The following is a 24315-nucleotide window of genomic DNA, read 5'->3' on the forward strand; positions in this document are numbered from 1 at the left end:
ATGATACCATATCTTGAAATTAACACACTTTGTATTTCATGCGACAATTGCAATTTAATTTGTCCTGAAAATGCTATCTTAAAAAACGGCACTCAGTATATCGTAGAAACATGGTCATGCACTCTGTGTAATGCCTGCGTTGAGGTGTGCCCAGTAGATTGCATCAAACTCATCAATGAAGAAACTAAAAAGAAAATCTTCTAGTTTAACTTCTGCACGAGTCCCTTTCCAACAATAGCATTGGCAAAAAACTCACCGTTTCCTTCCAGGTTCACCGAGCGAAGTTCATCGTTAAAAAACGCATCGACGTTGCCTTCCAGTGCCTTATTTTCCTGAAGAAAATCCATTAAACGACTATGTTTATTTTCTTTAAGTGAATGATAAATTACCTGAATACTTTCAAAATAGATTTCTGCTGTCCCAAAATCCCAGTATTCAAACTTTTCAGGAACTACAAAGTGCACGCGTTCTTTTTTATAGTTGGCCACAGTTTCAAAAAACTTTGAAATACCTGCCACATGATCAAGGGAATCCAGCTTTAAAATCCCAAGGCCAGAATATGTCACGTAGTCATAAGTCCCGTCAGTTTTTCTGATTTCTTTTAACAGGTCATTTTCCAGCACCGTTTCGTTGTACTTGGCACTTTTATCAACCTTGATACCAAATAAAGCTGCGCGCGAGTTCTCTAATGCCGAGAGGGCATCAGTGAAGTATTTTTGATCAAAGAACAAAAATTGATCAGCATTTACCAGAAGTAAATTGCCTGTGTAATTGACATCGCCTCTCGAGGCCATGTTATGGATAGCGCCACCAGAATCCAAAAGAGGATCTTCATGAAGCATAATCACGTCTGCAAATTTAGGATTTGATTTGAGATGTGCTTCAATTTCCTCTGAGAGGAAATGAGTATTAAGAAAGAGTCTCTTAATTCCCAAAGAGTGGCAGTAATCCACCTGCAGCTCTAAAAGGGTTTTAAAAAATACCGGCCACAGTGGTTTTGGAATCTTCTTTCCAATCTCCCCCATGCGGGTTCCCATTCCAGCACATAGAATTAAAGCATGATCAATTTGCATAGTATAAGCTCGAAAGAATTTTTCTCTCATTCGCAAAGTGCTCATGATTCAACATGATACTTCTGACTTTTTCAAAAGCGTACCCGATGTATTTAATGTAACGAAGGTCTTTTCTATCCGCATAAATATAAGCGAAACTTCCAATGGCCTTAAACACTCTTTGAATGGCCATCAAGTCATACATTGATTTGAATTGTTCGAAGTTTTTATTCGGATCGAAGTTCTTAAAATAAGTATTATAGTAATACTCAATCAGAAGCTTTTTGTTTGTCTCGTTAATCTGGTAGTAGCAGTCTTCAAGTAAAGACACCAGGTCATAAAGTGGAGTCCCCATTCTCGCGTCCTGGAAATCAATGACGATTTGTTCGCCATTTTTAATCATCAGGTTTCTCGAATGGTAATCGCGATGAACGAGAACGCGTGGCTCATTTGAGAGAGTGACACACATTTCATGCAGTTTTTTATAAAGGGCCTGAACTTCTGTTGTTTCAACATCTAGACCCAGGTACATTTTCAGGAAGTACTTTTTAGTAAATTCCATTTCCTGATAAAGTTTTTCTGTATCAAAAGCAAGCTTCGTAAAGCTTTCTCCTGCGTATTTTCTGGTGTCGATTTTATGGATTGAGGCCATAAGATCAATGGCCTTAATATAATAATCATACTCTGCTCTCACGCCTTCAACATGAGCAATGTCTTTTAGAAAAGTCACATCCCCTAAATCTTCTTCCAGGATATAACCTGTCGAGAGCTCTTTATCATGAATTAGTGGAACGCGAACTTTTTCTGCGTGAAGTACGCGCTGAAGTTTTAGAAATGTTGGCTCATCTGCGCCTTCTGCTGTCGGGTTATCCAAGCAAACAACATATGACTCTTTTGAGGTCCAGATACGATAGTATTTTCTAGTTGAAGCATCTCCAGTCAATTTCTCGACGTTAATAACATGATCATCGCTAAGAAGGTTTTTATGGATGGTCTTTTTAAACAGCTCTTCAACGAGGATTCTTTCTGATTGCTCTGGCTTCATTTTCTACTCACAATATTGTTTAACAGTTTATAAAATGCTTTAGATGAGTTGGCTTCGTTGAATCTCTTTTCAACACCGAGTACACCTTGTTTTGACATAAAATTTTTAAATAAGTGTTCTTCTTTAGAGATCCCGATCGGGTCTCCCAGAAAAAGGGCGAAATCCAGTGTGTTTCTGTTTTGGATTTGAATCCAGTTCAGATAGGCCGAAGCATCGTAGCCCGCGCGCTTTAAAATAAAATACGCCCATTCATTAACCTGAACCTTGGTTTCATTTTTAAGGCGGGTCAATTGAATCATTTTTTCTGTACTGTAAAAGCCCAGTGGAAGAAGGAACTGCTTTTCATAAATATAGCGCTGGCTTCTGACGATCTCGGCAGCAAAGGCCGCGACAAAAAGCTCTTCACTCTTTAGATAGCGTTCAATCAATGCTGATGAAAAAAAGAACTGGGAGCGCGGGAGAGAAAAAAGGAATGGCGATTTATGTTGGATGATATAAAACTTCGGCTTTTCTGAAAGATTTAAAATCATCTGATTATTTGAAACCAGACGTTCATAAACATCTTCCAGGTATTCCTGACTTGCAGGAAGCAGCTTGATGGTCTTAACCTCGTCGTAGCTTAAGTAATCACCTCCGGCCGAGGCCAGGTGGTCGATATAGTCAGTATTTTTCAGCTCACCCATTCCAGTGTAGTCGATTGTTGCTTTTTTAGTGCTTGAGCAAGCAGATAAAAGAAGCCCCAGGGCAAGGCAGAGAATTAAATTAAAAGATCGTTTCATAAAAATAAAAAAGGCCCAATTTAATTGGGCCTTGCGGTTTAATGACCATTATCTTTTAATTATAGATTATTTTGGCTCAGAAGCAAGATCACGTGTTGGTTGATAATATAACGTGAAGCCTGCGAAGATCAGATTCGGGTCTCTAATAAGTGGACGGTTATTCTCGTAAATAGACTTCCACTTTCTCGTCGTTCCGTATTTATCCATAGAAATGATTTGTAGAGTGTCACCAGTCTTAACCAGGTATGGTAGACCCATTGGCATCCATCCAAATTTTTGATCCGGCACATAGTATTTCAACTCTACGCCCTCAGACACCTTCTTTACACCTTTGTTCCATTCTTTAATGTCTTTCCATTTACGGTAGTCACCATAGATTTTGAAAGCGATCATCATCATTGTATCGCCTTTTTGAACGCGGTATGTTTCCATTGGCCCATAGTGCATAGCTGGCTGCTCTTCAACTTTGATTTTGGCCGGAGCTTCCACTGTGTTGTTGGCCAGGAACTCTTCCACCTTTTCATCTGGTTTCTTAAATTCTTCGAATTTTGGCTCTTCAGGTGCCGTCATCGCCATTTCATTTTCTTGCGGCTGTGGTGCCTGATATTCGTCTGGAACAACAGATTCTGAAATCTTTTGTTCTTCAACTTTAAATTCTGAATTTGAGGGTTGATCGCCAAGAGTGTCTACTGCGAACTCCAGGTCATCATTATGAACACCCACTTCCTCTTTTTTAGAGTCGGATAAGCTACAAGCACTCAGGGTTAAAATCAAAGCTAGTAGGGTAACAATCTTCATATAAATACCTCTTGTTGGTACCTATATCGGCAAATGTTGCCAAATAGTTTAGTCACCAAAGTGGAACAAAAGGTGCGGGAATTATTTAAGTTGCAAATTTTTCGCGAAATCCTAGAATATTTTTATGTTCTTAAAGGATATTAAATTACCTATTCTTTTTACTCTACTATTTACGCTAATGATTTCGGCGGGATATGCCCAAAATGTATTAGATGATATAGAGGAAGAAGACCGCATGGAGACCGCTCAGACGGATGCTGCTCCTAATTTAGTCTCAGAAACGATCAAAAGAATCTCGCCTTCTAAAAAAATCTTCATCCTTACTAATGAAAATAAAACTTTTTCTAAGGGTGACTTCATCTCCCTTCTTTTGGCCAATAAATTAGTTTGCCGTGCTTTAGTTGCAAAAACAAATGATGAGGCCATGTCGGGAATTAAGATCGTTAAAATTTACAATGTAAATTTATGGAAGCAACTCAATCAGGGAAAAGAAGTTTTAGTGCTAAAAGGTGACGACAGTTACTATAGCAACTTAGAAAAGGCCCCTAAAGAGACTGCCGAAAAAGCGAAAAATGATCTCAAGGTTCAGGACGAAGATGACCTCTTTAACTCGACAACACTCAATGATGATGATCTTTCACTAGAAGAGACATCTAAGCGTTTAATTAAAACTGACAACCTACTTTCTGCCGGTGTTGGTTTAATCGCAGGAAAAGATGATCAAGGTGCAAGCAAGCGCTACACTCACTTTAATGCCTCATGGGGATATCAGTTAAGCGACAATATCTGGGCCGAATTGGGCGCAGGAATGAACACGATCAATGATTATCCATCAACAGGGCTAGATACCCGTATGGTGAATATCACTGGGAAATTTAAGTACACTTTCAATGCACCTTTCTATAGCTACATCATGCCTTATGTCGGTTATCAGGTTATTAATGTCGATTCTCCGGGGGCCGGTGTGGATGACGGGACAACAACCGCCGCGCAAAGAGAAAATGAACTGGCCTTAGTTGATGATTTAAAAAAGAGTTCTGTTATTTTCGGTGTCACTGTTCTAAAAAGGATTGTGCCTGGTTGGTTTATTAGGGCCGACCTAGGAAGCGATATTATTAGCGGTGGTATGACTCTTGAATTCTAAAATACTTCTTCTTTCTCTTATTTCAATCACACTATCAAGCTGTGGAGTCAAAGCTCCGCCTGTACAGTATCCGGATACCAGCGTGGATTCTTACATCCGCGAATACACCGGAACAACTGAACTCACGCCAGAAGAAATTGAACGCACAAAAGATAAGCCACCAGTCTCTAGCGTTGAAGATCAGGTCCGTCCAAGCACCGAGACGGAAGACAACAAGAAAACGACAAAATAATCATGTCACTTTTTATTGCGACAGGATCAAATCTCGGCGAGCGCAAAATCCATTTAGAGGAAGCGCGCAATCTACTTTCCCAAAGGCTCACATTCATAGCTGAAAGCCGAATTTATGAAAGCCCGGCCGTGGATTATCTCAACCAACCAGACTTTTATAATCAAGTATTGGAGTTTAAACTTCCTGCCGATTCGCCAGAGAGCATCATGGACTTCCTTCTGGAAACAGAAAAAATCATGGGAAGAAATCGCACGATACCTAAAGGGCCTAGGATCATCGATCTCGACATTCTTTTTTGGAGTGATCTGACAATTGAAAGTGAGAAACTTACTTTGCCTCACCCTCGCCTTTTCACCAGAAGCTTTGTCGTTCTTCCTTTATCTGAGCTTCCGGGTTTTAAACTTTTGCAAAAAAAATATCCTTTTACATTCACCTTCGACAATACTGCCTCTCCTATTTCCTGATTGACCAAAATCGCTTTCGGGAAGTAAAATTATCTAGATCAAAATATCTCAAGATCATCTAAGATCACCAAGGAAAATCTATGGATTTCAACCTGACGAACGACCAACTCGAGATCAAAGATCTCGCCATGAAGTTTGCTAAAAACGAAATGATGCCAAAGGCATCTGAGTTTGATGAAAAAGCAACAATGCCTTTAGATATTTTAAGAAAGGCATGGGAGCTTGGATTAGTGAACACTTGTATTCCTGCTGAATACGGTGGAAACGGTTTTACAGCTGTTGATTCAATGATTATCACTGAAGCCTTGGCCTATGGCTGTATGGGGATGAATACATCTATCATGGCCAATGACCTCGCCCTTCTTCCAATCGTGATTGGTGGAAATGATGAGCAGAAAAAAAGATTTCTCACTCCCTTTACTCAAGACTATAAGATCGCCGCATTCTGCTTAACAGAACCAGGAAATGGTTCGGATGCTGGTGGGATCAAAACACTGATTAAAGAAGACGGTGACGACGTTGTAATCAACGGAAACAAAATGTGGATCACCAATGCCGGATACGCTGATCTTTTTGTTTTATACGGGACAACTGACCCTGCTTTAAAACACAAAGGGATTACGGCCGTTGTTATTGAAAAAGGTACTCCTGGAATCGAAGTTGGCAAAAAAGAAGACAAGATGGGTCATCGCTGCTCGGATACGAGAGCTGTGACTTTCAACAATGTTCGCGTCCCAAAGAAAAATATTTTAGGCGGCCTGAATCAAGGCTGGAAGATTGCCATGAAAACTCTAGATCACTCTAGACCAATGGTAGCTTCAAGTGCGGTCGGTGGTGCACAATGTGCGCTTGACCACGCTGTAAAATATGCGAAAGAGCGCGTGCAGTTCAATGTGCCTATCGCCAATCATCAAGCAATTCAATTTATGATCGCTGATATGGCCATGAAGATTGAAGCTTCAAGACTTCTGGTTCACAAAGCGGCATGGCTTCTGGATAACCATCTTCCCAATACACAGCTAGCGTCTTACTCTAAGGCGTTTGCGGCCGATTCGTGTATGCAAATAGCGACGGATGCGGTACAAATTTATGGTGGATATGGATACAGCAAAGAGTATCCCGTCGAAAAAATCATGCGAGACGCGAAACTCATCCAGCTCTACGAAGGCACATCTCAAATTCAGCGATTAGTTATAGCTAAAGAAATATTTACTAGGTAATTACCCCAGGAGAATTTATATATGAATATTTTCGTTTGCGTAAAACAAGTACCAGACACAGAAACAAAGATTGTTCCATCTGGTGACGGATCATTTATTGAAACTAGCTCAATTAAATGGATTATGAACCCTTATGATGAATTTGCAGTAGAGCAAGCTCTTCTTGTTCAAGCAGCTAACGCTGGTTCAACTGTAACAGTTGTTCGCGTTGGAAGTGTAAAAGACACTGAAGCTCTAAGAACAGCTATGGCGATGGGAGCTGACGATGCTTTCCTGGTTGAAGCTGCTGATAACTTAGATTCTTATATGATCGCTAAAGCTCTTAAAGGCGCGATCGAAAAATCTGGAAAAACTCCAGACCTTATCCTTTCTGGTAAACAAGCTATCGACGACGACTGTCTTCAGGTTCCTCAAATTCTTGCAACAATGCTTAACCTTCCATCGGTTTCAGTTGTTGTTGGATACGAAGGATCTGCTACTGACATCACTGTAAAGCGTGAAGTTGAAGGTGGAGCTCTTGAAGTTTACGGTGTTAAACTTCCAGCAATGATCGCTTGTAACAAAGGGATCAACACTCCAAGATACGCTTCTCTTCCAGGGATCATGAAAGCGAAGAAAAAACCTCTTACAACTCTATCTCTTGCTGACGTTGGTGTTTCTGACGCTGATAAGAGAGTTAAATATTCTAACTTCCAACTTCCACCAGAAAAACCACCTGGGAAGAAATTCGATGCAACAGACGCTGCTAAACAAGCTCAAGTTGTAAAAGATGTTGTTGGTCTACTTAGAACTGAAGCAAAAGTAATTTAATTAATTTAAGAGGATTTTATGGCTAAAATTTTAGTATTCACAGAACTTCACGGATCACACGTTAAAGGTGTGACTTTAGAAATCTTAGGAAAGCTTTCAGGCCACACTGTTGACGTTGCAGCTATCGGAGCAATCCCAGCTGAAGCTATCGCAGACCTGGCAAAATTCGGAGCTGCTAATGTTCACTCTCTAAAGGGTGCAAACTTAGATAAGTACACTCCAGAAGGATACGCAAACGCACTTAAAGGATTCATCGCTGGTGGATCTTACGATTACGTTTTTGCTGGAGCAACTTCACTTGGAAAAGACCTTCTTCCACGTGTTGCAACTATGTTTGATGCTGGTATGGCATCTGAAGTGACAAACTTCATTATGGAAGGCGATAAATTCGCAGGAACTCGCCCACTATTTGCTGGTAAGTGTTTCGCGAAAGTTGAACTTCAAGGACCAAAACCACACTTCGTAACAGTTAGACCAAACGCTCTTGGGATGAACGCTAACCCAACATCTGGGGCAGCTGCTGTGAAAGAAGACGCAGTTGATGCTGGAGCCATCCGCGCGATGATCAAAGACATCGTTAAAGGTGCTTCTGAAAAGCTAGATTTAACTGAAGCAAACATCATCGTCTCTGGTGGACGTGCAATGAAAGACGCTGCTAACTTTAAAATTCTTGAAGAAATGGCAAACGTTATCGGTGCAACAGTTGGTGCTTCACGTGCCGCTGTAGACTCAGGATTTGCTCCACACGCTATGCAAGTTGGACAAACTGGTAAGACAGTTGCTCCTTCTCTATACATCGCTTGTGGTATCTCAGGAGCGATTCAGCACTTAGCTGGTATGAGAACATCGAAAGTTATTGTTGCGATCAACACTGATCCAGATGCTCCGATCTTCACAAAAGCTGACTACGGAATTGTTGGTGACCTTTTCACAATCGTTCCGATCATGACTCAAGAATTTAAAAACTTACTTGGTAAGTAATAAATGAAAGGCCCCGAAAGGGGCCTTTTTTATTTTTGCAGTTTATCGACAACACCCTTTCGAATGTTTTCAATCGAGCGAAGCGAGAAAAATTCTTGAGTGCTGAATTTGATTTTAAATTCGTTTTGAAAAGCGATTAAAAGCTCGACATAAATCACCGATTCAATCTGCCTGTCACCTTTGGTATAAGCTTCCAGACCACTGCCTAAAACGGAATGAAAGACGTCCTCAATACGCTTATTTACTTCAGCTTCATTCATTACTTCTTCTCCGGCATATTGAAATACAGCTCACTAATTTTAGCGGCGATCAACTCATGAACCCAGGTTTTTGAGTGGGAACCATCGTGAAAGACATCTCCAAAACTCAGATGATTTTGATTTTTAACCCTGCTAATGTCACCCGAAATATCTAACAACTGCACTTTTCCATCCTCGCGATGAAAAATAGAGAGCTCTTCCAGGTGTTTTGTCACTTTAGAAAATGCCGGGATCAATAAAACATTTTGGTCATGATTCGGGAACATCTCTGCCGTGAACTTATTAATGAGAATAAGCTCATCGGTTGTATAGTCTTCCATATACTCTTTTTCCCAAACACTTACATCTCGACCGACGGCCAAAAAACCTTGTTTTAGATCGTCAAAAAACTCATGATAAAACATTCTCGTTAGATAAAGTTGCACCTCGGCCCCTCTGTCACACTTTAAAGTTTGTGTAATCATTTTAACTCTATCTTGAGGGCCTTTAATAAAAGAGAGTTTTAAAGCTTCCTGATATTTTTTGATGCAAGGATTAGGAATAAATTTTGATTCTCCAAGGTTTGTTTCTAAAAGACCTCTACAAACAAACTTTTCATGCAATCTTTGTCCTCGACTCGGGTAAAGAATATCTCTTAGTCCATCTTTCGCGCAAAGCTCGACAACCTGAAAGTAGTTATAACCTTCAAAAATATCCACATTCCTCATAAAAAATAAATTCTCTAAAACAATCAGGTCTATTTTTGAAACGTTCTGACGGGCAAACTTCAATAGGGCCTTAGCTTGGGCGATATTAAAAAGAGAAATGGATGAAAGATTTAGAACATTGGCCTGATACTTTAAGAGATCTGCATAACTGTTTCGAACAGGTTCAGCCTCCTGATCATTAAATGAATACAGAGAAGTTGATCGACCGATAATAACAATCGTCTTTTTGGACGGATCATAATTTTTTTGGAACTCTTTATAAGTGTTCCCTGCTTCCAACAGGACATCATTGATTGAGGAATTCTCATAATAGTAAGAATTCAGCGTGCTGCCGCCAAAAGCGACAAGAAGCGCGATTATAACCAGAATGAATGTCTTACTCCAAAGCTTCATCTAAAATCCCTGGTATAAAAAGCGGTAATTTATCTGTGGAGAAAGTAGTGAAAACGTCACAAAAATCCCAACGATAAGCCAAATCAATCGCTCGGGCCTAGAAACTTCTTCAAATTTTAAACGTAGCTTCTCTCCATAAAAGACCAACACATATTCAAAGAGTAAAAAGAGCGGGATGACCCAGAAAATAATTGAAAGAATATTTAGGTTACTAATGTAATCTGTCGCAAACCATGAATCCGTTTTTACAAAGGCCTTTACGATTTCAAAAAACGTTGCGGAGTCTGGAGAAAGAAGCAGAAAAGATGGCATAAAAATCAGGAAAAAGTATAGCCCGAAACGCGACAGGATCACTTTCCACTTTGGAGCAGGAGGCGCTAGGCGGTTTTTCTTCATAAAGTAAGTGCTGGTGGCAACAGCAACACCATTAATGAAACCATAAAGAATATAATTAATATGATCTCCATGCCAAAGACCAAGGCACACAAATGAAATAATGAGGCTGATATAGATGCCTGCATAACTGGAGAACTTACTGACTAATGGATAATAAACATAATCCCTGATCCATGCGGCCAGTGAAATATGCCATCTCCTCCAGAATTCACCGATACTTTTTGAGACAAATGGCAGATCGAAATTCTTTTTCACCTTAATGCCAAAAAGCAGTGACACGCCATTAGAGATATCAGAGTAACCTGAAAAATCGTAATAGACATAAAAACGAGTGAGAACACAGATTACAACCCACTCTAACCCAGAGACCTGAGAGGGGGTGAAATAGGCCGGCTGAATAAGCAGAATTAAATTATTAGCGAGGACAAGCTTTTTAAAAAGACCAATAATAATCGTCCTTAATCCATGAAAGACATTGTCGTGCTGATAGTCCTGATCAAACTTGAGTTGTTTGAAGAACTCTTCCGCACCCATAATGGGCCCACAGAATATTTGTGGGAAATAACTAATAAAGAGCACGTATTTCTCTACGCTCTTTTGTGGAGTTGAGCGTTCATAGTAGATATCAAAAATATAAGTCATGGTCTTATATGAATAAAACGACAGACCTAGCGGAAGATATAACCATCTGAGTCCTTTGAAGTGAAAGACGTCATTCACAATAATGGCAAAGGTTCCGTTGTACTTAAATGGGTAATAAAGACATAGAAGCGAAAGTAAAAAGGCCCACAGAATGCCCTTTTTATATTTAGGAAAGGCTGCCAGGGCGTTTCCCGCCAGGTAAGAGACGAGAGTGATCGCCGCCATTAATGGCGTTAAAAAAGGCTCGTAGTAAAAATAAAAAAGTAAACTTCCATAAAGAAGCACACGCATGCGAAAGATTTCGTCTTTCTTTGAATAAAAGAGAACGAAAATGACTGCGAGAAAAAATATATTAGCAAAGGTTATGGCCAATTAATTCCTCTTTGCTTGAAATAACAACTTAACTGCACCATGATCAGGCTTTCCTCTCTGATTAACTGGAACCTTGTCGCTAACTAAAAATTGTCCTGGAACTTTATAGGCCGATAAATGATGACGACAAATCTCCTCGAGACTCACAACCTTAAAAGAAGAATTTTTAGGAACAACCAGGCATCCAATCGCTTGATCCGTTAGACCATCTGCCGATTTTAACCCCAATGTATAACAATCCATAACGTCTGGGTGCGACCTGATGACTCTATTGATTTCTTCCGGGTAAATTTTAATTCCGCCCAAGTTAATGACATTATCAGCACGTCCTTTAAGAATGATGTGTTCTGAAGAGATCTCCCCGACATCACCGGTCTTAAACCAGCCATTTTCTAAAACTTTTTTAGTGGCCTCTGGGTCATTGTAATAACCGCTCATCAAAGAATCAGACTTAATCCAGATTTCTCCCGTCTCTTCTGCCATTTTAACTTCAGCATTCCACGGCAAATCAAAAGTGCTCTCTTTATATCCTTGAGTGCTTTTTAAGTCTCCAGCAACCCATGAAGCTAATTCTGTCATCCCATACATGTTATGAAGCCTGATTCCATCTAGCCAGTTGGTAGCGGCACTCCATGTGGCCAGATCGAGATTGGCCGAAGCACAAAAAACATCTTTTAGTGTTTTCTTTTTTGGTGATTCTCCAAAGTGAGACGCGATCTTTAAAATTGATGGAACTGAACTAAAACTCGTTATGCCGAAATCATCAACGAGGCTGCCAAGTGATGTATAAATTTCCATCTGCCCACTCGGAGCTAAGATCACTTGATTTCCGGCCAGCAAAGGAAAGAGAAAATTAGAAATAAGTCCATGTCCAAAATTCAAAGGAAGCATGCACAACGTTCTTTCAAAGGACTGAGGAAGATTCTCTTGATAAAGGATAAGCTTATGGGCCAGCGCTTTTTGAGTCAGAATGACTCCTTTGGGCTTTCCGCTTGATCCTGAAGTAAAAAGAATGAAAGCATCTTCTTTTGATGTCATCGTCGGAGTTAAGATTTTTTCTTCTTTTCCTCCAGAGAAAACAACAAGCGAAGGCTGCAAGCGATTTAGTATTTCCTTAATTTCATTTTCTGTAGATTGTGAAGACAAAGGGACAAGGCATATCCCGAGAGCGAGCCCTGCAAGTAGATACTCACAAAGAAGTTCTGAGTTTGGCAGGCACAAAACAAGTTTATGCCCAGGACCTAATCCCTGCGATGACAATTGGTGCTTGCGTTTCTCTATTTTCTGAATGAGTGAATGGGAAATAAAGTTTTTTTTATCTTCTAAAAAAAGAATGCTTTCGTTACCTAAGCTCTTTAAAATGTCTTCTTTGAACTGCATTCCATCGCTCTTTCAAATCACTTTACATGAATAAGTTTTGTTGCCAAAATCTTAAAGTCTCTTCATTTTAACAGGGAATTCTAGTTATGGTTAACTTTTTGATCGCTTGTTTTATTTCTCTTGGCTTCGCTCAAACAACTCCTCCGCGTATCATTAAAGTTGGTTCTTCACCTGTTGTGAGTTCTGCTGGAATTTACCTGGCACAAGAGCGCGGCTATTTTAAAGAGCAAGGTCTCGAAGTTGATATCACTGACTTTAACAACTCAAGTGCCTCAATGACGGCGCTACTTTCAAAAGGTGAGTTAGATGTTGGGGCCGGCAACCTCGTGTCTGCACACTTCAATGCCATTAACATGGGACAAAAGTTTAAATTGGTTGCAGACAAAGGGCATCTTGAGAAGAAAAAGGACTATATTGCTCTTCTTGTAAGAGCTGACCATATCACTTCGGGACGTTATAAAACACCTAAGGACCTTAAAGGTTTTAAGATGGGGCTAACTTCTCTTGATGGAGTTTCTCAACAAATTGTTGCCGAGAGAATCCTGATTAAAAATGGTCTACAACCTAACGATGTCGAATTTATCAAACTCTCATATGCCGAAATGAATAATGCCCTTAAGGCAAAACTTATCGATGCAACTATTCAAATCGAGCCATTCTTAACAAAAGCAGTTCTGGAAGGGTTTGCTCAAAATGTACTTCCGGCGACAGATGTTCACCCACATCAACAAAGTGCTGCTCTTCTTTATTCTCAAAACTTTATTGAAAAGGACCATGACCTGGCAGTGAAGTTTATGGTGGCCTACTTAAAAGGTGTTCGCGACTACAACAACGCTTTTGAAAAAGGAAAAGATAAAGACAAAGTTATCGCTGACCTTAAAAAGACTTTAAAAATTGAAGACGACAATGTTTGGAATAAAATGATCATGGTTGGTCTCGATAGTGATGGAAAGCTAAATGAGGCAGCCTTGAAAGAAGATATGGAGTGGTACTTAAGTAAAAAGTATATTACGGCGGTTCCGGCAATGACAGAACTGGTCGATAACCAGTTTGCTAAAGCAGCTTCTCTAGAATTGAATAAAAAAGTTAAAAAGAAGAAGTAATGATTCAAGAATCAATTATCTTAAAGGACATTTCCTTTTTTTATGGAACCAATAAGATTCTTGATGGGTTAAATTTAACTATCAAAAAAGGATCGATTCACTCACTCATCGGCAAGAGTGGGGTTGGCAAATCGCTAACCCTCAAACTGATCGCCTCACTACTTCCTCTCTCTTCTGGTGAGATACTTAATCTTCCTAAAAAAATCAGTTTTGCTTTTCAGCAGTCCCCGCTCATTCCCTGGCTATCAGTTGAAGACAATTTAAAAGTCTGCTCGAAAAATCACGATGAAATTTCTCAATACCTGGAAGCTTTCAAACTTGACTCTATTTCCTCACTTTTTCCAGGCCAGCTTTCTGGTGGGATGATTCAAAAGGTAAATATACTAAGATGTTTTTTGGGCTCTCCCGATCTCATTTTAATGGACGAGCCTTTTGTCCATATCGATTCCATTCAAAAAGAAGACCTTCACCATTTTTTAATCCAGCTTTGGAAGAAAAATCGTCCAACCATTCTTTTTGTCACTCACGATATTGATGAAGCCATTTTTCTTTCTCAAGAAATTTCTCTTTACGGAAAAAATGAGAAAAAGATTGTCGACCAAGTGATGATCGGTGAATTAAAGGGAAGCATTTTAGATCTTAAGAAATCGGCTTTTTACCAGCAATCTTTCTCTCATATCTACACTCACTTAAAAGAAGAGGAAGAATGATGAAAAACTTCCTGCTCTCAACACTTACAATTCTTTTCATGGCATTTTTTTGGGAATTGTTGGCCTTTAAACAGATTATTGATGTCCAATTTTTTCCACCACCTCATCTTTTCATCGCCAAAATGTTTGAACTTTTAAAAGGTGACTTCTTTCACAATGATTTGTGTAATAGTCTCTGGCGTTTTTTTCTTGCCGGACTTATCAGCATTCCGCTTGCTTGCCTTTTAGGACTTGAGGCCGGGGCTTCAAAAATCGCAGATCGAATTATTAATCCCTTTCTCGCTTTGACTTATCCTCTCCCAAAAGTTGCAATTTTTCCTTTGATCCTGCTTATTTTTGGGCTTGGTGATTCATCGAAAGTTATTTTAATTGCTATCGGGATGTTCTACTTAATTTATATTAACGTAAGAAATGGAACGAAAAGAATACTAACTTCATCACTAATGGATATCGTTCATGTTTATAAAATTTCTGGATGGAACTATTACTATCATTTCCTTTTAAAAGGAGTTTTCAGAGATTTTCTCGTCGGCCTAAAAGCAGCGCTGGGATATGGTCTACTCTTGGTTGTCGTGAGTGAATTTAGTGTCAGCAAAAATGGTATTGGGCATTTTATCTGGCAAGCTTGGGATCAGTTCAGGATTATTGATATGTATGCTGGAGTCCTGATTCTTTGCCTTCTGGGACTCTGCTTTTCTTACGTGCTTGATACTATGATTGATAAGTGGACTAGAACCTAGAGTAATCCAGCTTCACTGAATCACCTAACCACATTGCACCTTGAGTATGGTCATAATAATCATCGCCAGATAACGGATGAACAAGAACATTAAATGTCCCTCTTTCTTTCATTAGCCACAGGACAACTTCGGTAAAAATATCTTGAGGAAAGTTCGCCTCAAACATCGGCATTGGATGTGGTCCTATAGGAACATCAATCATGTCACCAACGAAAAATGTCTCATCCTTGAAATGATCTTTAATTTTGTCTCTTAAAAAAGTCGCCGCTTCAAGCTCTTCTGACTTAAAGTAAATATGTGCATCAAACTCGCGAGGAAACCCAACCGGTAAGAGTTTTGAATTTACTTTAAAGTTTCTCGTTTCCATCTACTTTAACCTTGCTCCATTGGGCACGTCTTGATCAACTGTCGCCAGCACCACATCTGTATCATTGCGATAGAATCCCGTCACCAGGATTTCCGACATAAATTTCCCAACCTGGCGCGGAGGAAAATTAACAACGGCCAAGACCTTCTTTCCTACCAGCTCTTCTCGTTTATAAACAGTCGTGATTTGTGCGCTCGACTTCTTAATTCCAAGTTCCGGCCCAAGATCTACCCATAATTTATAAGCTGGCCTTTTCGCCTCTGGAAATTCTTCTGTCTGAACAATAGTGCCGACGCGAATATCTACTTTCTCAAAATCTTCCCATGAAATCATATAGTATTCTCCATGAATCCATTAAAACGCAAAAACCTCGCTGATGCGAGGTTTTCGTGTTTTTTATTTGGTTTTTATTTTAGAAGTTGAAGCCTTGAGTTTCTGCTGTTTCTTTAATTTCATCAGCACTTAAGATTTTTACCGGCTCATAGTTCTCAACGTTTTCTGCCATCTCTCTTCTTTCTTCTACTACTTCGTTTTGGGCCATTTCTTGAATCTTTTGTTCTTCTTGCTCGAAGTAGTTATCATTTTGTTCAGCATCTTTTTGTTCGATTCTTTCAAGCTCACCAGCAGTTACGAAGTTTAACATTGCACCTGCAAGTGGACCAGTTACGAAACTTAATCTGTATCCATCTTTACCATTGTTGAAGATTACACCAGAAACCTCTTCACCATCTACGTCAGCTTTAAATGATCCACCATCTAAAAGTTGAGCGCTGGCGATGTCGATGTTTTGAACTTCACCGTTAGTATTTGTTAAAGATACACTTAGTCCTTCAATTGATTTTTTTGTTAAAGTCATTTCACCAGAGATGTCTGAACCAGAAAGAATCTTGTTAGACTTTGACTGGTTAAGTGCTCTCTCCAGTACCAGTTCAACTTCTTCAGCAACTGCTACTTCTGCTTTTTTCTCTCTGATCATTCTCGCTTCAATGATTTCGAAACCGTTACCCATCTTTTTAAAGATAGCGATTGTTCCGAAGTCAGAAAGAAGAGAGATTTTATAAACCAGGTCTCTATCGTTATTAACCATTACGCTTGAAGTCCCAACTAATTTTAGTGGCACAACAATGTTTTTCTTAGAGTCTTCCGGGTTATTAAGCTTATCGTAAGTTACGACTTCATCGCTTCCTACAATACGAGTGATTTCCCATTTACCGTTAACCTTAAAGGCTTCCGACATCTCTACCCTCATTACTGCAATCCTCATTGAAGGTGCAACATCTGAAGCTAAACTTCTTTCTACTGGAAGTTCTTCTAGAGCATGCTTTCTACTTACGGTGCGTGAATTAATATCTTTAATTGTACCAGCTAGAACCACAGAACCTAAGCTCAGGATTGCGATGATGGCCTTTTTAGATGTTAAAACTTTCATAACCGTTCCCCTTAATTGTTTGAGCTTTAAGGAGCAAGGATAATGCCATGTTTCAAAACACTTTAATCGGGTATTTTTGAGGGTAAGCTATTGAATTCTAATGTATGTTTTTTGGACAGTGAAAAGGAAGTGATTAGATTTTAAACACCCTGGCTATAACATTTACATGCTACGGCCAGGTGTCTATATTTTAGACTTATTCTGATTTCGAAGACTTAACATCCCAATCAGAGTGAGATGAGCGGTATCTCTTCATAGCGATAACCACCATATCTTCAACTGATAGACCTGAAGCTTTGCTCATTCTCTCGAATGATTCCACTACGTCTTTCTCGATTTTAACGTTTAATTCTTTAAGTTCGCCTTGATTGTGCACCTGACTTTTCATAGTTTCTCCAATGTATCACTTATAAAAACCATGAAATTCTAATGCTCTCGCCTTAGTTTTGGAACACCTTTATTGCTCTTTTTTTACGTAGAGACACCAGGGCATGAGTGACCTCAAAATCCATTAACTTACTGTATTTATAGATATCACTAACATTACACCACTCGCTAATCACTGCCAGGACATCAAATTCCTGCGGGGTAATGTCCTCTTTAGAGACAATAACCTCAGGGTCAATGACCAGTTTTAGGTGGGCTGCCGGGCGGAGCTTTTTAGCAGAGAGGTATTCTTGAAAATGTTTTTGAGCTTCAAGTTTGATTTCTTCAAAAGCAATTCTCATTGTCAGCACTTCGGCCGGAAGAACTTCCGGCTCGACAATGAATTTGAAATTTTCGTTGGATTCGACGTCGTCGAAGATCATTTTTAAAAGGGCCTTCTTGCCTTTCAGCTCTCTGATTTGAGCGCCGACAATGAGACCTTCTTGTTGATAGATGACTCCAAGAAACTGGCCATTTTCTTTTGAGAGAAGATTAATCTTTCCCGTAAATCCGAATGAGGCCTGCTCTTTTAAAACGTCTATCAAGTTATTCATAACTCTATTCTAGTGCGAGTTTATGAAAAAAGTCTTTTAAAAAAACCTTTTGATTCACCTTGAGGTTCGCCATTGAAACACTGGTTGATATTTTTCGCCAGTTGCATGTAAGCATTCCACACTGGACGGCCTTCATACTTCTTTTCATTCATGTATGGCTTTCCTTGGTCTGATCCCTCGCGAAGAGCGATCTCTAAAGGAATTTCAGCTAAAAGATTAACGTTAAGTTCTTCTGCAGCTTTTTTCACTCCGCCTTCTCCGAAGATGAAATACTTCTTAGAAGTGTTATCATCCGGAACAAAGTAACTCATGTTCTCAACCATTCCCAGAACTGGAACTTTAACCTGGTTAAACATGTTAAGACCTTTTTTAGAATCCAGGATAGCTACTTCTTGTGGAGTTGAAACAACAACCGCACCGTCGATATCTGTCGCTTGAATCATTGAAAGCTGCATATCTCCTGTCCCCGGAGGAAGATCGATAATTAAATAATCTAGTCCTTCCCAGGCAACATCAAAAAGGAATTGGTTAAGAACTCCTCCAAGCATTGGCCCTCTCCAGATAACCGGATCTTTTTCATTGATAAAAAGGCCGAAGCTGATGAATGGAATTCCGTAAGCATCGATGGGAAGAATTTTTTTCTCTGGAGTCGCTCCAGGTTTTGCGCCTCTTTGGTTAAGAAGCATAGGCATTGATGGCCCGTAGATATCTGCATCCAGAAGACCTACTTTTAATCCAAGATTTTTTAGAGCGAAAGCTAAGTTAACCGACACAGTCGATTTACCAACTCCACCTTTACATGAAGACACGGCGATAACCTTTTTTGCACCAGCAACGTGTTTCTTATTTTGTCCAACTGGACCATGGCCTGTTTTAATTTGAGCAGCAGCTGCTGGTGCTGCTTTTGTTTCTGGTTTCGTAAAAGTTTTTCCAGCATAAACATCTGCTGAATTTTCTGAAATTGTCAGAACCGTTACTTTGTCTGCCGAATAAGTTGGAGCTGCAATATTTACAACAAGTGTTTCGATCGCACGCTTTTGTTCCGGCGTAATTCCATCGCGTTTATATTTAAATAGCAGCTCATTTTGGTCTGCTTTTACTTCGACAATTCTTCCTTCTTCATGAAGAGTTTTCCCTGTATTCGGATTCACGATAACTTTTAATTGATTTTGGATGTTTTCGATGGTCATAAAGGCCCCTAAATTTTGATTTTTTCCAAGGCTATTTATACCTGAAGAGCTACGATTGTTAAAGGTTTTCCAATGACTGATGGGACTCGTCAACAATTGTCAGGGTGTTTCAATTTTTCCTAGGTGTGTGCGCCTTTATACACTAAAATAAAAGTATATTTTGAATGCTTTAGGGGATCTCGTGTCTTACAGTAGAAAAATCTATTTAATTAATCCCAAGTTCCAATACAGATTGAGCCTCTATGCTTCTATTCTGGTATTCGTAACAGGGCTTATCTACCCATTTACTATTTACGTTTTATTGAGCGCTATTAGTGCTAATTTCGCCCTTAAAAACCCTGAAATTGCTCTTTATTATAGCGAGAAGCGCGATTTATTAATCCTGCTTTTAACAGGTCTTCACTTCGGTTTTGCCATCCTGACTTTCTTTGGATGCATCTTTTTTTCTCACCGAATTGCAGGTCCTTTATACAAATTGCAAAAACATTTGCGCGCTATCCGCGAGGGATTTACTCCGGGGAAATTATTTTTTAGAAAAGGCGACTATTTCCAAGACGTTGCAGATGATTTGAATGACACGATCGAGTATATCGAAGACGGGTACAAAAATGACCTGGTCTATTTAAGCGAAGTAAATTCATATATATATAACCTAAGCCTCGTTGTCCCGGATGACAAACGAGTCGTACTAAATGAAATCTCTTCGCGGCTCTCTGAAATTCAGGAGAGATTTACTAATAAGAACTAACTAAAATAGGCCAAGACACGGAGGTCTTTATTTTACGGCTAATCACATTAGCGGCCCTTACCACATGTTCACTCTCTGTGGCGCTGGCTAATCCTAATCTCAATTTTGCATCCATTGCCATGGCCGATGATATTCCGTTCAAGCTGAACTATTCTCCAGCTGATCTCGACTATGGAAAAGAGCTCGTGACTCTTTACAATGAACTGACAAAAAACGAACTAAATTCAGCTACGGTTAAAAAAGTTTCTTCATACAAAGGCAAATCACATTCGTTCGATCACTTAAACCCAATGATTGATCGTCTTGAAAAAATTGCGGCCATTAAAGACCAAGACTCGTTTTATACAAACTGTGCGATTCAACCTCGTCCGGTCAATGAATTCACCGAAAGCCTGGCACACAGAATGGACATCACGCTTGATCGCTATTGTCGCTTTCTGTATTTAAAAAACATGAGAAAGTTCTCTCCTAACATCAACCTGTCGACGAGAGACTTAAACTACCTAAAAGATGCTGCTCCTTTTTATGCCAGCGGAGAAAACCAGTCTGAAGTTTCAGCATTGTTAAAGCACTACAAGGCAAACAAAGTTGAGCATGAAAAGATCTCAGATATCTTAATCGCTAAATACGTCGACTTTAAAACGAAACCAACATCGGCCATTTTGGTAAACCTTCATGTAAGTAAGCTACTTAACCAGTTCCTTGCTAACAACCTTCACCTTGATAACAATTCTGGTTCATTCTTCCAGGAAGAATACCAGCGCCTGATTAAAGATTCGCAAGACTCAAGTGACAAAGGCGATTACGCCATGGCCAAGCAACAGGTTATTGCCGCCTTAAACTTCTACGGCAAAAACAAAAAGTTTATTGATGAAAGACGTGCTTGGGTTGGTGCAGTTCTCGCTGCAAAAGCTCTTTACTACAAAGGCCGTGACAACGATGCCATTGAAGTCTTTGCCCTTTCACGCACAATTGCTCCTAAAGAAGAGAACTCAGAATCTACATTCTACCTTCTTTGGCCGCACCTAATTAATAAAGACTATAAAGCGATGAAGGCCGTAGTTGATAAAAACAATCTTGAGAAGAATTTTGACTCTTACGATTCAAAGCTTCAGTACTGGATCGCCTACTCTCTTTTAAAAACAGGCAATACTAAAAAAGCGAATGATTATTTCCACAAGATCATTAACAGCTCACCGTATTCATTCTATTCAATCATTTCCCTAAAAGAGCTTGCTGCTCAAGAAAAAGGAAAGAGCGAGCAGGAAATTCTTTCAAAACTTATCACGAAGGATTCTCCGGCCGAATACAAAATGGACGTGGCAACAGACACGCTTAAAGATTCACTTAAGCGCCTGGCCGTGTGGAATAAGCTTGGCCATGAAAGGTTTGCCACACTAGAGCTTCGTTATATCCAGGGAATGGATAAAAAAGACATCTTTAAAGATGCCGATACTTTAAAAAATGCTTCTGCTAATGATGCTAAAGAATTTGTGGTATTAAACCTTGTGCGCCTTCTGCATTCACAAGATAAGTTCATTACGTCTTTTAAAGTTTTCCAGGACTCTTTGGGTGAGAACTCATTAAGTCTTAACTACCGCTTAATTAAGTATGTTTTCCCATTAAGCTATTTTAGCGTTATTGAGAAAAACTCAAACGACCTTGACCCACTTATTGTTATCTCGCTTATTAGACAAGAGTCTGCTTTTAACCCGGAAGCCACTTCTCGTGTAGGGGCCAAAGGCTTAATGCAGTTAATGCCAGCAACAGCAAAGCGTTTTAACCGCAAAATTAAAGTGAAACATTTAAGTGACCCATCAACCAACGTTGCTCTAGGGACAAAATATTTAAAGCAGTTATTCACAAAGTTTGATGGCAACCTGATTTACACTCTGGCTTCATACAACGCTGGTGAAAATAGAATCGACCGCTGGAAAAAAGAGATCTTTAGAAATGAAGATCCATTGGCGACGATTGAATCTATTCCTTATGAAGAAACGAGAAACTATGTGAAGCTGATTTATAGAAATAAGTTTTTCTATTCACTTCTATCGAATCGTTCAGTGCTTACGACTCCACTTGACGAGACGTTCAAAGTGACGTTTTCGACATCTCTAAAGTAATTATTTTTTAAAGAAATCTTGAATAATTTTTTGCGACTCGGGTTTGGCCAAAACGTCCAGATGCCCGAGTCTGCTATCAACGCCATTGAAATCAAAAACATTAAAATAGGCCAAAGACGCACCGGAAACGGCAGTCACTGTTCCATCTCCATCCACCGCCCCTTTTTTGGTGAAGCGATAATTCAAACGGCCTTTTGAACGATTTAAAGTCGCAATCTCCAGCGTCTTATGACCAAGTCCTCTGACGTGCAGAAGCGGTATCTTCACGGAAGGATGGACAAGAACAGGCGCTCTTAAGAGTGCATGGAACTTAGTTGATCTCTCCATCATTTTTTCCACAAACTCGCGAACCGTCTTTTGCTCATTTAAGCGCGCATGCTTAAAAGGCCCCCATAAATTTTTCTGCCATTTTTCGATGTCGTGAATCCCAAGCGAATGCCTGTTACCATTTTTCTCCATTCCCACGTCTTCACCTTTAGGCGGAAGAAAAAAATAACTCGAACGAAATGTTGAATAATCAAGATTTGAAAGTAATGTGCGGTTAAAGGCCAGACGTGTTCCAGTCTCCATATCCCGAAAAAGAATCATCAGCCCATGCAAAGGAGGAGCAATCAACGCTGCTTTTTTTACATGGCGAAGCCCTTCCCAATTCTCAGTTGCATGATCGACATCCTGAGCACCATAACGAAGGTAATACGACATTAAAAGCGCACCCATGCTGTGGCAAAGAACATAAAGTTCATCCGAATCCTGCAGGTTGAGACTTTTAATTTTTTGATCAATCACTTTTAGGCAGTCAATAAAATCATCGCGCCAGTCATAATCAACTGTCGCTAATTCAATTTGATTTTCTCTAGTGAAGATTTCTAATTGCGAGAGCGTTTTCCCGTAGGAGTCGACATCCCAATAACGAGGAATAACGACAACATTCTTTAAAATTCCAGCGGGCACCAGTTTTTTAAAAGATCCAATTTTTGTTCCAGGAATGTTTTGTGAAAGGCCTTTTTGGCTGAGAAGAAAATTTGAAGCTTTTGCCCAGCGGACCTTTCCGGTCCTTTCTTCCTTTAGCATTGACCCGTAGTAACCGGGAACGAAGAGGAGGATTTTTCTGGGCATGCGTTTAACTAGACGTTGAATCTGAAGTGCATAATATCGCCATCTTTAACGACGTATTCTTTACCTTCAACTCTAAATTTTCCAGCTTCTTTAACTTTTGCTTCTGATCCGTATTTGATCAGGTCATCAAAGTGGAAAACTTCTGCTTTAATAAATCCGCGCTCGAAATCAGAGTGGATCACACCAGCACACTGAGGCGCTTTGTAACCTTCATGAAAAGTCCATGCGCGAACTTCCTTAACACCTGCTGTGAAGTAAGTCTTAAGGCCAAGCATGTTGTAAGCTGCACGAGTAAGTTTATCTAAACCAGACTCTGTAATTCCTGCTGCTTCAAGGAACTCTTTTTTCTCTTCAAGAGTCTCAAGAGCTGCGATTTCTGATTCTAGTTTTCCACAAAGAACCATAACTTCAGAATTTTCTGCTTTTGCGTAGGCTTTTACCGCTGTTACGTAATCGTTGTCTTTTGAAAGACCTTCTTCGTCTACGTTACAAAGGTAAATAACTTTTTTACCAGTGATCAGGTTAAGATCTTTAATCGCTTCTCTGTCTTCGTCAGACATTTCAACGTTTCTAGCCGCTACACCTGCTTCTAGTTGAGTTTTTAAATTCTCAAGGATTGGAAGTTGGATTTTAGCCGACGTTAGAACGTCTTTATTTTGTGACTTAAGAAGTTTTGGAATGTTTGCCAGTTTCTTCTCAACAACTTCAAGGTCAGCAAACGCTAACTCAAGATTGATTGTTTCGATATCGTCTTTTGGGTTAACTTTTCCGTGAACGTGGATGATGTCTCCATCATCAAAACAACGAACAACGTGAACGATTCCGTCTACTGCTCTGATGTGTCCCAGGAATTGGTTTCCAAGACCTTCACCTTTTGAAGCTCCTTTTACCAGACCTGCGATGTCTACGAACTCAACAGTCGTATAAACCATTTTTTCCGGCCCAATGATGTCTCCGATCGCTTTCATACGTGGGTCGTGCATTGCTACGATCCCTACGTTTGGTTCGATTGTACAAAATGGATAGTTAGCAGCTTCTGCTGGAGCTGAAGTGATAGCAGAGAAGATTGTCGACTTACCAACGTTTGGAAGACCTACAATTCCACAATTTAATCCCATAAAAATTCCTCTATTT

The 24315-nt window shown here is 39.7% G+C and carries 28 protein-coding genes; 12 read left to right on the forward strand and 16 right to left on the reverse strand.

Features of this window, described 5'->3' with window-relative positions; all coding sequences use genetic code 11:
* Nucleotides 1-204, forward strand: coding sequence for a 4Fe-4S binding protein (locus AC6JA8_RS18845; RefSeq protein WP_497975146.1), 204 nt, complete (start codon nucleotides 1-3; stop codon nucleotides 202-204).
* On the opposite strand, the gene AC6JA8_RS18850 is transcribed toward AC6JA8_RS18845, so the two are convergent.
* From AC6JA8_RS18850 to AC6JA8_RS18865, 4 genes are all read right to left on the reverse strand, one after another.
* Nucleotides 201-1118 (reverse strand): nucleotidyltransferase family protein, encoded by a 918-nt coding sequence (locus AC6JA8_RS18850; protein WP_497975147.1) that lies wholly within the window; start codon nucleotides 1116-1118, stop codon nucleotides 201-203. The genes AC6JA8_RS18845 and AC6JA8_RS18850 overlap by 4 nt on opposite strands.
* Nucleotides 1063-2097, reverse strand: coding sequence for an aminoglycoside phosphotransferase family protein (locus AC6JA8_RS18855; protein ID WP_497975148.1), 1035 nt, complete (start codon nucleotides 2095-2097; stop codon nucleotides 1063-1065). Before AC6JA8_RS18855 ends, AC6JA8_RS18850 begins: the two co-directional genes overlap by 56 nt.
* Complete coding sequence (locus AC6JA8_RS18860) at nucleotides 2094-2876, reverse strand: hypothetical protein (protein WP_497975149.1); 783 nt, start codon at nucleotides 2874-2876, stop codon at nucleotides 2094-2096. The genes AC6JA8_RS18855 and AC6JA8_RS18860 overlap by 4 nt, the downstream gene beginning before the upstream one ends.
* Nucleotides 2877-2942: 66 nt before the next feature.
* Nucleotides 2943-3674: a LysM peptidoglycan-binding domain-containing protein gene (locus AC6JA8_RS18865; RefSeq protein WP_497975150.1), complete on the reverse strand. Its 732-nt coding sequence runs from the start codon at nucleotides 3672-3674 to the stop codon at nucleotides 2943-2945.
* A 124-nt stretch (nucleotides 3675-3798) separates the two neighbouring features.
* Here AC6JA8_RS18865 and AC6JA8_RS18870 point away from each other — a divergent pair, with 124 nt between their 5' ends.
* The 6 genes from AC6JA8_RS18870 (at nucleotide 3799) to AC6JA8_RS18895 (ending at nucleotide 8525) form a co-directional block, all read left to right on the forward strand.
* Nucleotides 3799-4818, forward strand: coding sequence for a putative outer membrane beta-barrel protein (locus AC6JA8_RS18870; RefSeq protein ID WP_497975151.1), 1020 nt, complete (start codon nucleotides 3799-3801; stop codon nucleotides 4816-4818).
* Complete coding sequence (locus AC6JA8_RS18875; protein ID WP_497975152.1) at nucleotides 4808-5050, forward strand: hypothetical protein; 243 nt, start codon at nucleotides 4808-4810, stop codon at nucleotides 5048-5050. Before AC6JA8_RS18870 ends, AC6JA8_RS18875 begins: the two co-directional genes overlap by 11 nt.
* Before the next feature lie 2 nt (nucleotides 5051-5052).
* Nucleotides 5053-5514, forward strand: coding sequence for a 2-amino-4-hydroxy-6-hydroxymethyldihydropteridine diphosphokinase (gene folK, locus AC6JA8_RS18880; RefSeq protein WP_497975153.1), 462 nt, complete (start codon nucleotides 5053-5055; stop codon nucleotides 5512-5514).
* 80 nt (nucleotides 5515-5594) lie between these two features.
* Nucleotides 5595-6734, forward strand: coding sequence for an acyl-CoA dehydrogenase family protein (locus tag AC6JA8_RS18885; RefSeq protein ID WP_497975154.1), 1140 nt, complete (start codon nucleotides 5595-5597; stop codon nucleotides 6732-6734).
* A gap of 21 nt (nucleotides 6735-6755) precedes the next feature.
* Nucleotides 6756-7544, forward strand: coding sequence for an electron transfer flavoprotein subunit beta/FixA family protein (locus tag AC6JA8_RS18890; RefSeq protein ID WP_102245362.1), 789 nt, complete (start codon nucleotides 6756-6758; stop codon nucleotides 7542-7544).
* Nucleotides 7545-7562: 18 nt separating this feature from the next.
* Nucleotides 7563-8525 carry an electron transfer flavoprotein subunit alpha/FixB family protein gene (locus AC6JA8_RS18895; RefSeq protein ID WP_497975155.1) on the forward strand — a complete coding sequence of 321 codons (963 nt, stop codon included), beginning with the start codon at nucleotides 7563-7565 and terminating at the stop codon, nucleotides 8523-8525.
* Nucleotides 8526-8554: 29 nt separating this feature from the next.
* Here AC6JA8_RS18895 and AC6JA8_RS18900 read toward each other — a convergent pair whose 3' ends face one another.
* The 4 genes from AC6JA8_RS18900 to AC6JA8_RS18915 are packed head-to-tail and all read right to left on the reverse strand — an operon-like array spanning nucleotide 8555 to nucleotide 12675.
* Nucleotides 8555-8785, reverse strand: coding sequence for a hypothetical protein (locus tag AC6JA8_RS18900; protein WP_497975156.1), 231 nt, complete (start codon nucleotides 8783-8785; stop codon nucleotides 8555-8557).
* On the reverse strand, nucleotides 8785-9885 hold the full coding sequence (locus AC6JA8_RS18905; RefSeq protein WP_497975157.1) for a hypothetical protein: 1101 nt from the start codon (nucleotides 9883-9885) through the stop codon (nucleotides 8785-8787). The genes AC6JA8_RS18900 and AC6JA8_RS18905 overlap by 1 nt, the downstream gene beginning before the upstream one ends.
* On the reverse strand, nucleotides 9886-11295 hold the full coding sequence (locus AC6JA8_RS18910) for an MBOAT family O-acyltransferase (protein ID WP_497975158.1): 1410 nt from the start codon (nucleotides 11293-11295) through the stop codon (nucleotides 9886-9888).
* Nucleotides 11296-12675, reverse strand: coding sequence for a class I adenylate-forming enzyme family protein (locus AC6JA8_RS18915; RefSeq protein ID WP_497975159.1), 1380 nt, complete (start codon nucleotides 12673-12675; stop codon nucleotides 11296-11298).
* A gap of 86 nt (nucleotides 12676-12761) precedes the next feature.
* Here AC6JA8_RS18915 and AC6JA8_RS18920 point away from each other — a divergent pair, with 86 nt between their 5' ends.
* From AC6JA8_RS18920 to AC6JA8_RS18930, 3 genes are read left to right on the forward strand one after another with little or no spacing between them, the layout of a single operon-like run.
* The gene (locus tag AC6JA8_RS18920; protein WP_497975160.1) at nucleotides 12762-13778 is read left to right on the forward strand and encodes an ABC transporter substrate-binding protein; all 1017 of its coding nucleotides are present in this window, start codon (nucleotides 12762-12764) and stop codon (nucleotides 13776-13778) included.
* Nucleotides 13778-14488, forward strand: a complete 711-nt coding sequence (locus AC6JA8_RS18925; RefSeq protein WP_497975161.1) for an ABC transporter ATP-binding protein — start codon at nucleotides 13778-13780, stop codon at nucleotides 14486-14488. The genes AC6JA8_RS18920 and AC6JA8_RS18925 overlap by 1 nt, the downstream gene beginning before the upstream one ends.
* Complete coding sequence (locus tag AC6JA8_RS18930) at nucleotides 14485-15228, forward strand: ABC transporter permease (protein ID WP_497975162.1); 744 nt, start codon at nucleotides 14485-14487, stop codon at nucleotides 15226-15228. The genes AC6JA8_RS18925 and AC6JA8_RS18930 overlap by 4 nt, the downstream gene beginning before the upstream one ends.
* Here AC6JA8_RS18930 and AC6JA8_RS18935 read toward each other — a convergent pair.
* From AC6JA8_RS18935 to AC6JA8_RS18960, 6 genes are all read right to left on the reverse strand, one after another.
* A complete protein-coding gene (locus tag AC6JA8_RS18935) occupies nucleotides 15218-15595 on the reverse strand; it encodes a DOPA 4,5-dioxygenase family protein (RefSeq protein ID WP_497975163.1) in 378 nt (125 codons plus the stop codon). The genes AC6JA8_RS18930 and AC6JA8_RS18935 overlap by 11 nt on opposite strands.
* Nucleotides 15596-15928: a tRNA-binding protein gene (locus AC6JA8_RS18940; protein ID WP_497975164.1), complete on the reverse strand. Its 333-nt coding sequence runs from the start codon at nucleotides 15926-15928 to the stop codon at nucleotides 15596-15598.
* A 79-nt stretch (nucleotides 15929-16007) separates the two neighbouring features.
* A complete protein-coding gene (locus AC6JA8_RS18945) occupies nucleotides 16008-17024 on the reverse strand; it encodes a hypothetical protein (protein WP_497975165.1) in 1017 nt (338 codons plus the stop codon).
* A 196-nt stretch (nucleotides 17025-17220) separates the two neighbouring features.
* Nucleotides 17221-17412, reverse strand: coding sequence for a hypothetical protein (locus tag AC6JA8_RS18950; RefSeq protein WP_102245374.1), 192 nt, complete (start codon nucleotides 17410-17412; stop codon nucleotides 17221-17223).
* A 52-nt stretch (nucleotides 17413-17464) separates the two neighbouring features.
* Nucleotides 17465-18004, reverse strand: coding sequence for a hypothetical protein (locus AC6JA8_RS18955; RefSeq protein ID WP_102245375.1), 540 nt, complete (start codon nucleotides 18002-18004; stop codon nucleotides 17465-17467).
* 20 nt (nucleotides 18005-18024) lie between these two features.
* Nucleotides 18025-19194 (reverse strand): Mrp/NBP35 family ATP-binding protein, encoded by a 1170-nt coding sequence (locus tag AC6JA8_RS18960; RefSeq protein WP_497975166.1) that lies wholly within the window; start codon nucleotides 19192-19194, stop codon nucleotides 18025-18027.
* A gap of 181 nt (nucleotides 19195-19375) precedes the next feature.
* Here AC6JA8_RS18960 and AC6JA8_RS18965 point away from each other — a divergent pair, with 181 nt between their 5' ends.
* On the forward strand, nucleotides 19376-19942 hold the full coding sequence (locus AC6JA8_RS18965) for a hypothetical protein (protein WP_497975167.1): 567 nt from the start codon (nucleotides 19376-19378) through the stop codon (nucleotides 19940-19942).
* A 119-nt stretch (nucleotides 19943-20061) separates the two neighbouring features.
* Complete coding sequence (locus AC6JA8_RS18970; protein ID WP_497975168.1) at nucleotides 20062-22065, forward strand: lytic transglycosylase domain-containing protein; 2004 nt, start codon at nucleotides 20062-20064, stop codon at nucleotides 22063-22065.
* Here AC6JA8_RS18970 and AC6JA8_RS18975 read toward each other — a convergent pair whose 3' ends face one another.
* Together AC6JA8_RS18975 and ychF are read right to left on the reverse strand one after the other, a co-directional pair.
* The gene (locus AC6JA8_RS18975) at nucleotides 22066-23181 is read right to left on the reverse strand and encodes a lipase/acyltransferase domain-containing protein (protein ID WP_497975169.1); all 1116 of its coding nucleotides are present in this window, start codon (nucleotides 23179-23181) and stop codon (nucleotides 22066-22068) included. It abuts the gene before it with no gap.
* 8 nt (nucleotides 23182-23189) lie between these two features.
* On the reverse strand, nucleotides 23190-24299 hold the full coding sequence (ychF, locus tag AC6JA8_RS18980; protein WP_497975170.1) for a redox-regulated ATPase YchF: 1110 nt from the start codon (nucleotides 24297-24299) through the stop codon (nucleotides 23190-23192).
* Nucleotides 24300-24315: the final 16 nt, after the last annotated feature.

Source organism: Bacteriovorax sp. HI3, assembly GCF_059738875.1.

Coding starts and splice junctions, on each gene's coding strand:
- AC6JA8_RS18845 (WP_497975146.1), top strand. CDS start 1: ATGATACCATATCTTGAAATTAACACACTTTGTATTTCATGCGACAAT.
- AC6JA8_RS18850 (WP_497975147.1), bottom strand. CDS start 1,118: ATGAGCACTTTGCGAATGAGAGAAAAATTCTTTCGAGCTTATACTATG.
- AC6JA8_RS18855 (WP_497975148.1), bottom strand. CDS start 2,097: ATGAAGCCAGAGCAATCAGAAAGAATCCTCGTTGAAGAGCTGTTTAAA.
- AC6JA8_RS18860 (WP_497975149.1), bottom strand. CDS start 2,876: ATGAAACGATCTTTTAATTTAATTCTCTGCCTTGCCCTGGGGCTTCTT.
- AC6JA8_RS18865 (WP_497975150.1), bottom strand. CDS start 3,674: ATGAAGATTGTTACCCTACTAGCTTTGATTTTAACCCTGAGTGCTTGT.
- AC6JA8_RS18870 (WP_497975151.1), top strand. CDS start 3,799: ATGTTCTTAAAGGATATTAAATTACCTATTCTTTTTACTCTACTATTT.
- folK (WP_497975153.1), top strand. CDS start 5,053: ATGTCACTTTTTATTGCGACAGGATCAAATCTCGGCGAGCGCAAAATC.
- AC6JA8_RS18885 (WP_497975154.1), top strand. CDS start 5,595: ATGGATTTCAACCTGACGAACGACCAACTCGAGATCAAAGATCTCGCC.
- AC6JA8_RS18890 (WP_102245362.1), top strand. CDS start 6,756: ATGAATATTTTCGTTTGCGTAAAACAAGTACCAGACACAGAAACAAAG.
- AC6JA8_RS18895 (WP_497975155.1), top strand. CDS start 7,563: ATGGCTAAAATTTTAGTATTCACAGAACTTCACGGATCACACGTTAAA.
- AC6JA8_RS18900 (WP_497975156.1), bottom strand. CDS start 8,785: ATGAATGAAGCTGAAGTAAATAAGCGTATTGAGGACGTCTTTCATTCC.
- AC6JA8_RS18905 (WP_497975157.1), bottom strand. CDS start 9,885: ATGAAGCTTTGGAGTAAGACATTCATTCTGGTTATAATCGCGCTTCTT.
- AC6JA8_RS18915 (WP_497975159.1), bottom strand. CDS start 12,675: ATGCAGTTCAAAGAAGACATTTTAAAGAGCTTAGGTAACGAAAGCATT.
- AC6JA8_RS18920 (WP_497975160.1), top strand. CDS start 12,762: ATGGTTAACTTTTTGATCGCTTGTTTTATTTCTCTTGGCTTCGCTCAA.
- AC6JA8_RS18925 (WP_497975161.1), top strand. CDS start 13,778: ATGATTCAAGAATCAATTATCTTAAAGGACATTTCCTTTTTTTATGGA.
- AC6JA8_RS18930 (WP_497975162.1), top strand. CDS start 14,485: ATGATGAAAAACTTCCTGCTCTCAACACTTACAATTCTTTTCATGGCA.
- AC6JA8_RS18935 (WP_497975163.1), bottom strand. CDS start 15,595: ATGGAAACGAGAAACTTTAAAGTAAATTCAAAACTCTTACCGGTTGGG.
- AC6JA8_RS18940 (WP_497975164.1), bottom strand. CDS start 15,928: ATGATTTCATGGGAAGATTTTGAGAAAGTAGATATTCGCGTCGGCACT.
- AC6JA8_RS18945 (WP_497975165.1), bottom strand. CDS start 17,024: ATGAAAGTTTTAACATCTAAAAAGGCCATCATCGCAATCCTGAGCTTA.
- AC6JA8_RS18950 (WP_102245374.1), bottom strand. CDS start 17,412: ATGAAAAGTCAGGTGCACAATCAAGGCGAACTTAAAGAATTAAACGTT.
- AC6JA8_RS18955 (WP_102245375.1), bottom strand. CDS start 18,004: ATGAATAACTTGATAGACGTTTTAAAAGAGCAGGCCTCATTCGGATTT.
- AC6JA8_RS18960 (WP_497975166.1), bottom strand. CDS start 19,194: ATGACCATCGAAAACATCCAAAATCAATTAAAAGTTATCGTGAATCCG.
- AC6JA8_RS18970 (WP_497975168.1), top strand. CDS start 20,062: ATGGCCGATGATATTCCGTTCAAGCTGAACTATTCTCCAGCTGATCTC.
- AC6JA8_RS18975 (WP_497975169.1), bottom strand. CDS start 23,181: ATGCCCAGAAAAATCCTCCTCTTCGTTCCCGGTTACTACGGGTCAATG.
- ychF (WP_497975170.1), bottom strand. CDS start 24,299: ATGGGATTAAATTGTGGAATTGTAGGTCTTCCAAACGTTGGTAAGTCG.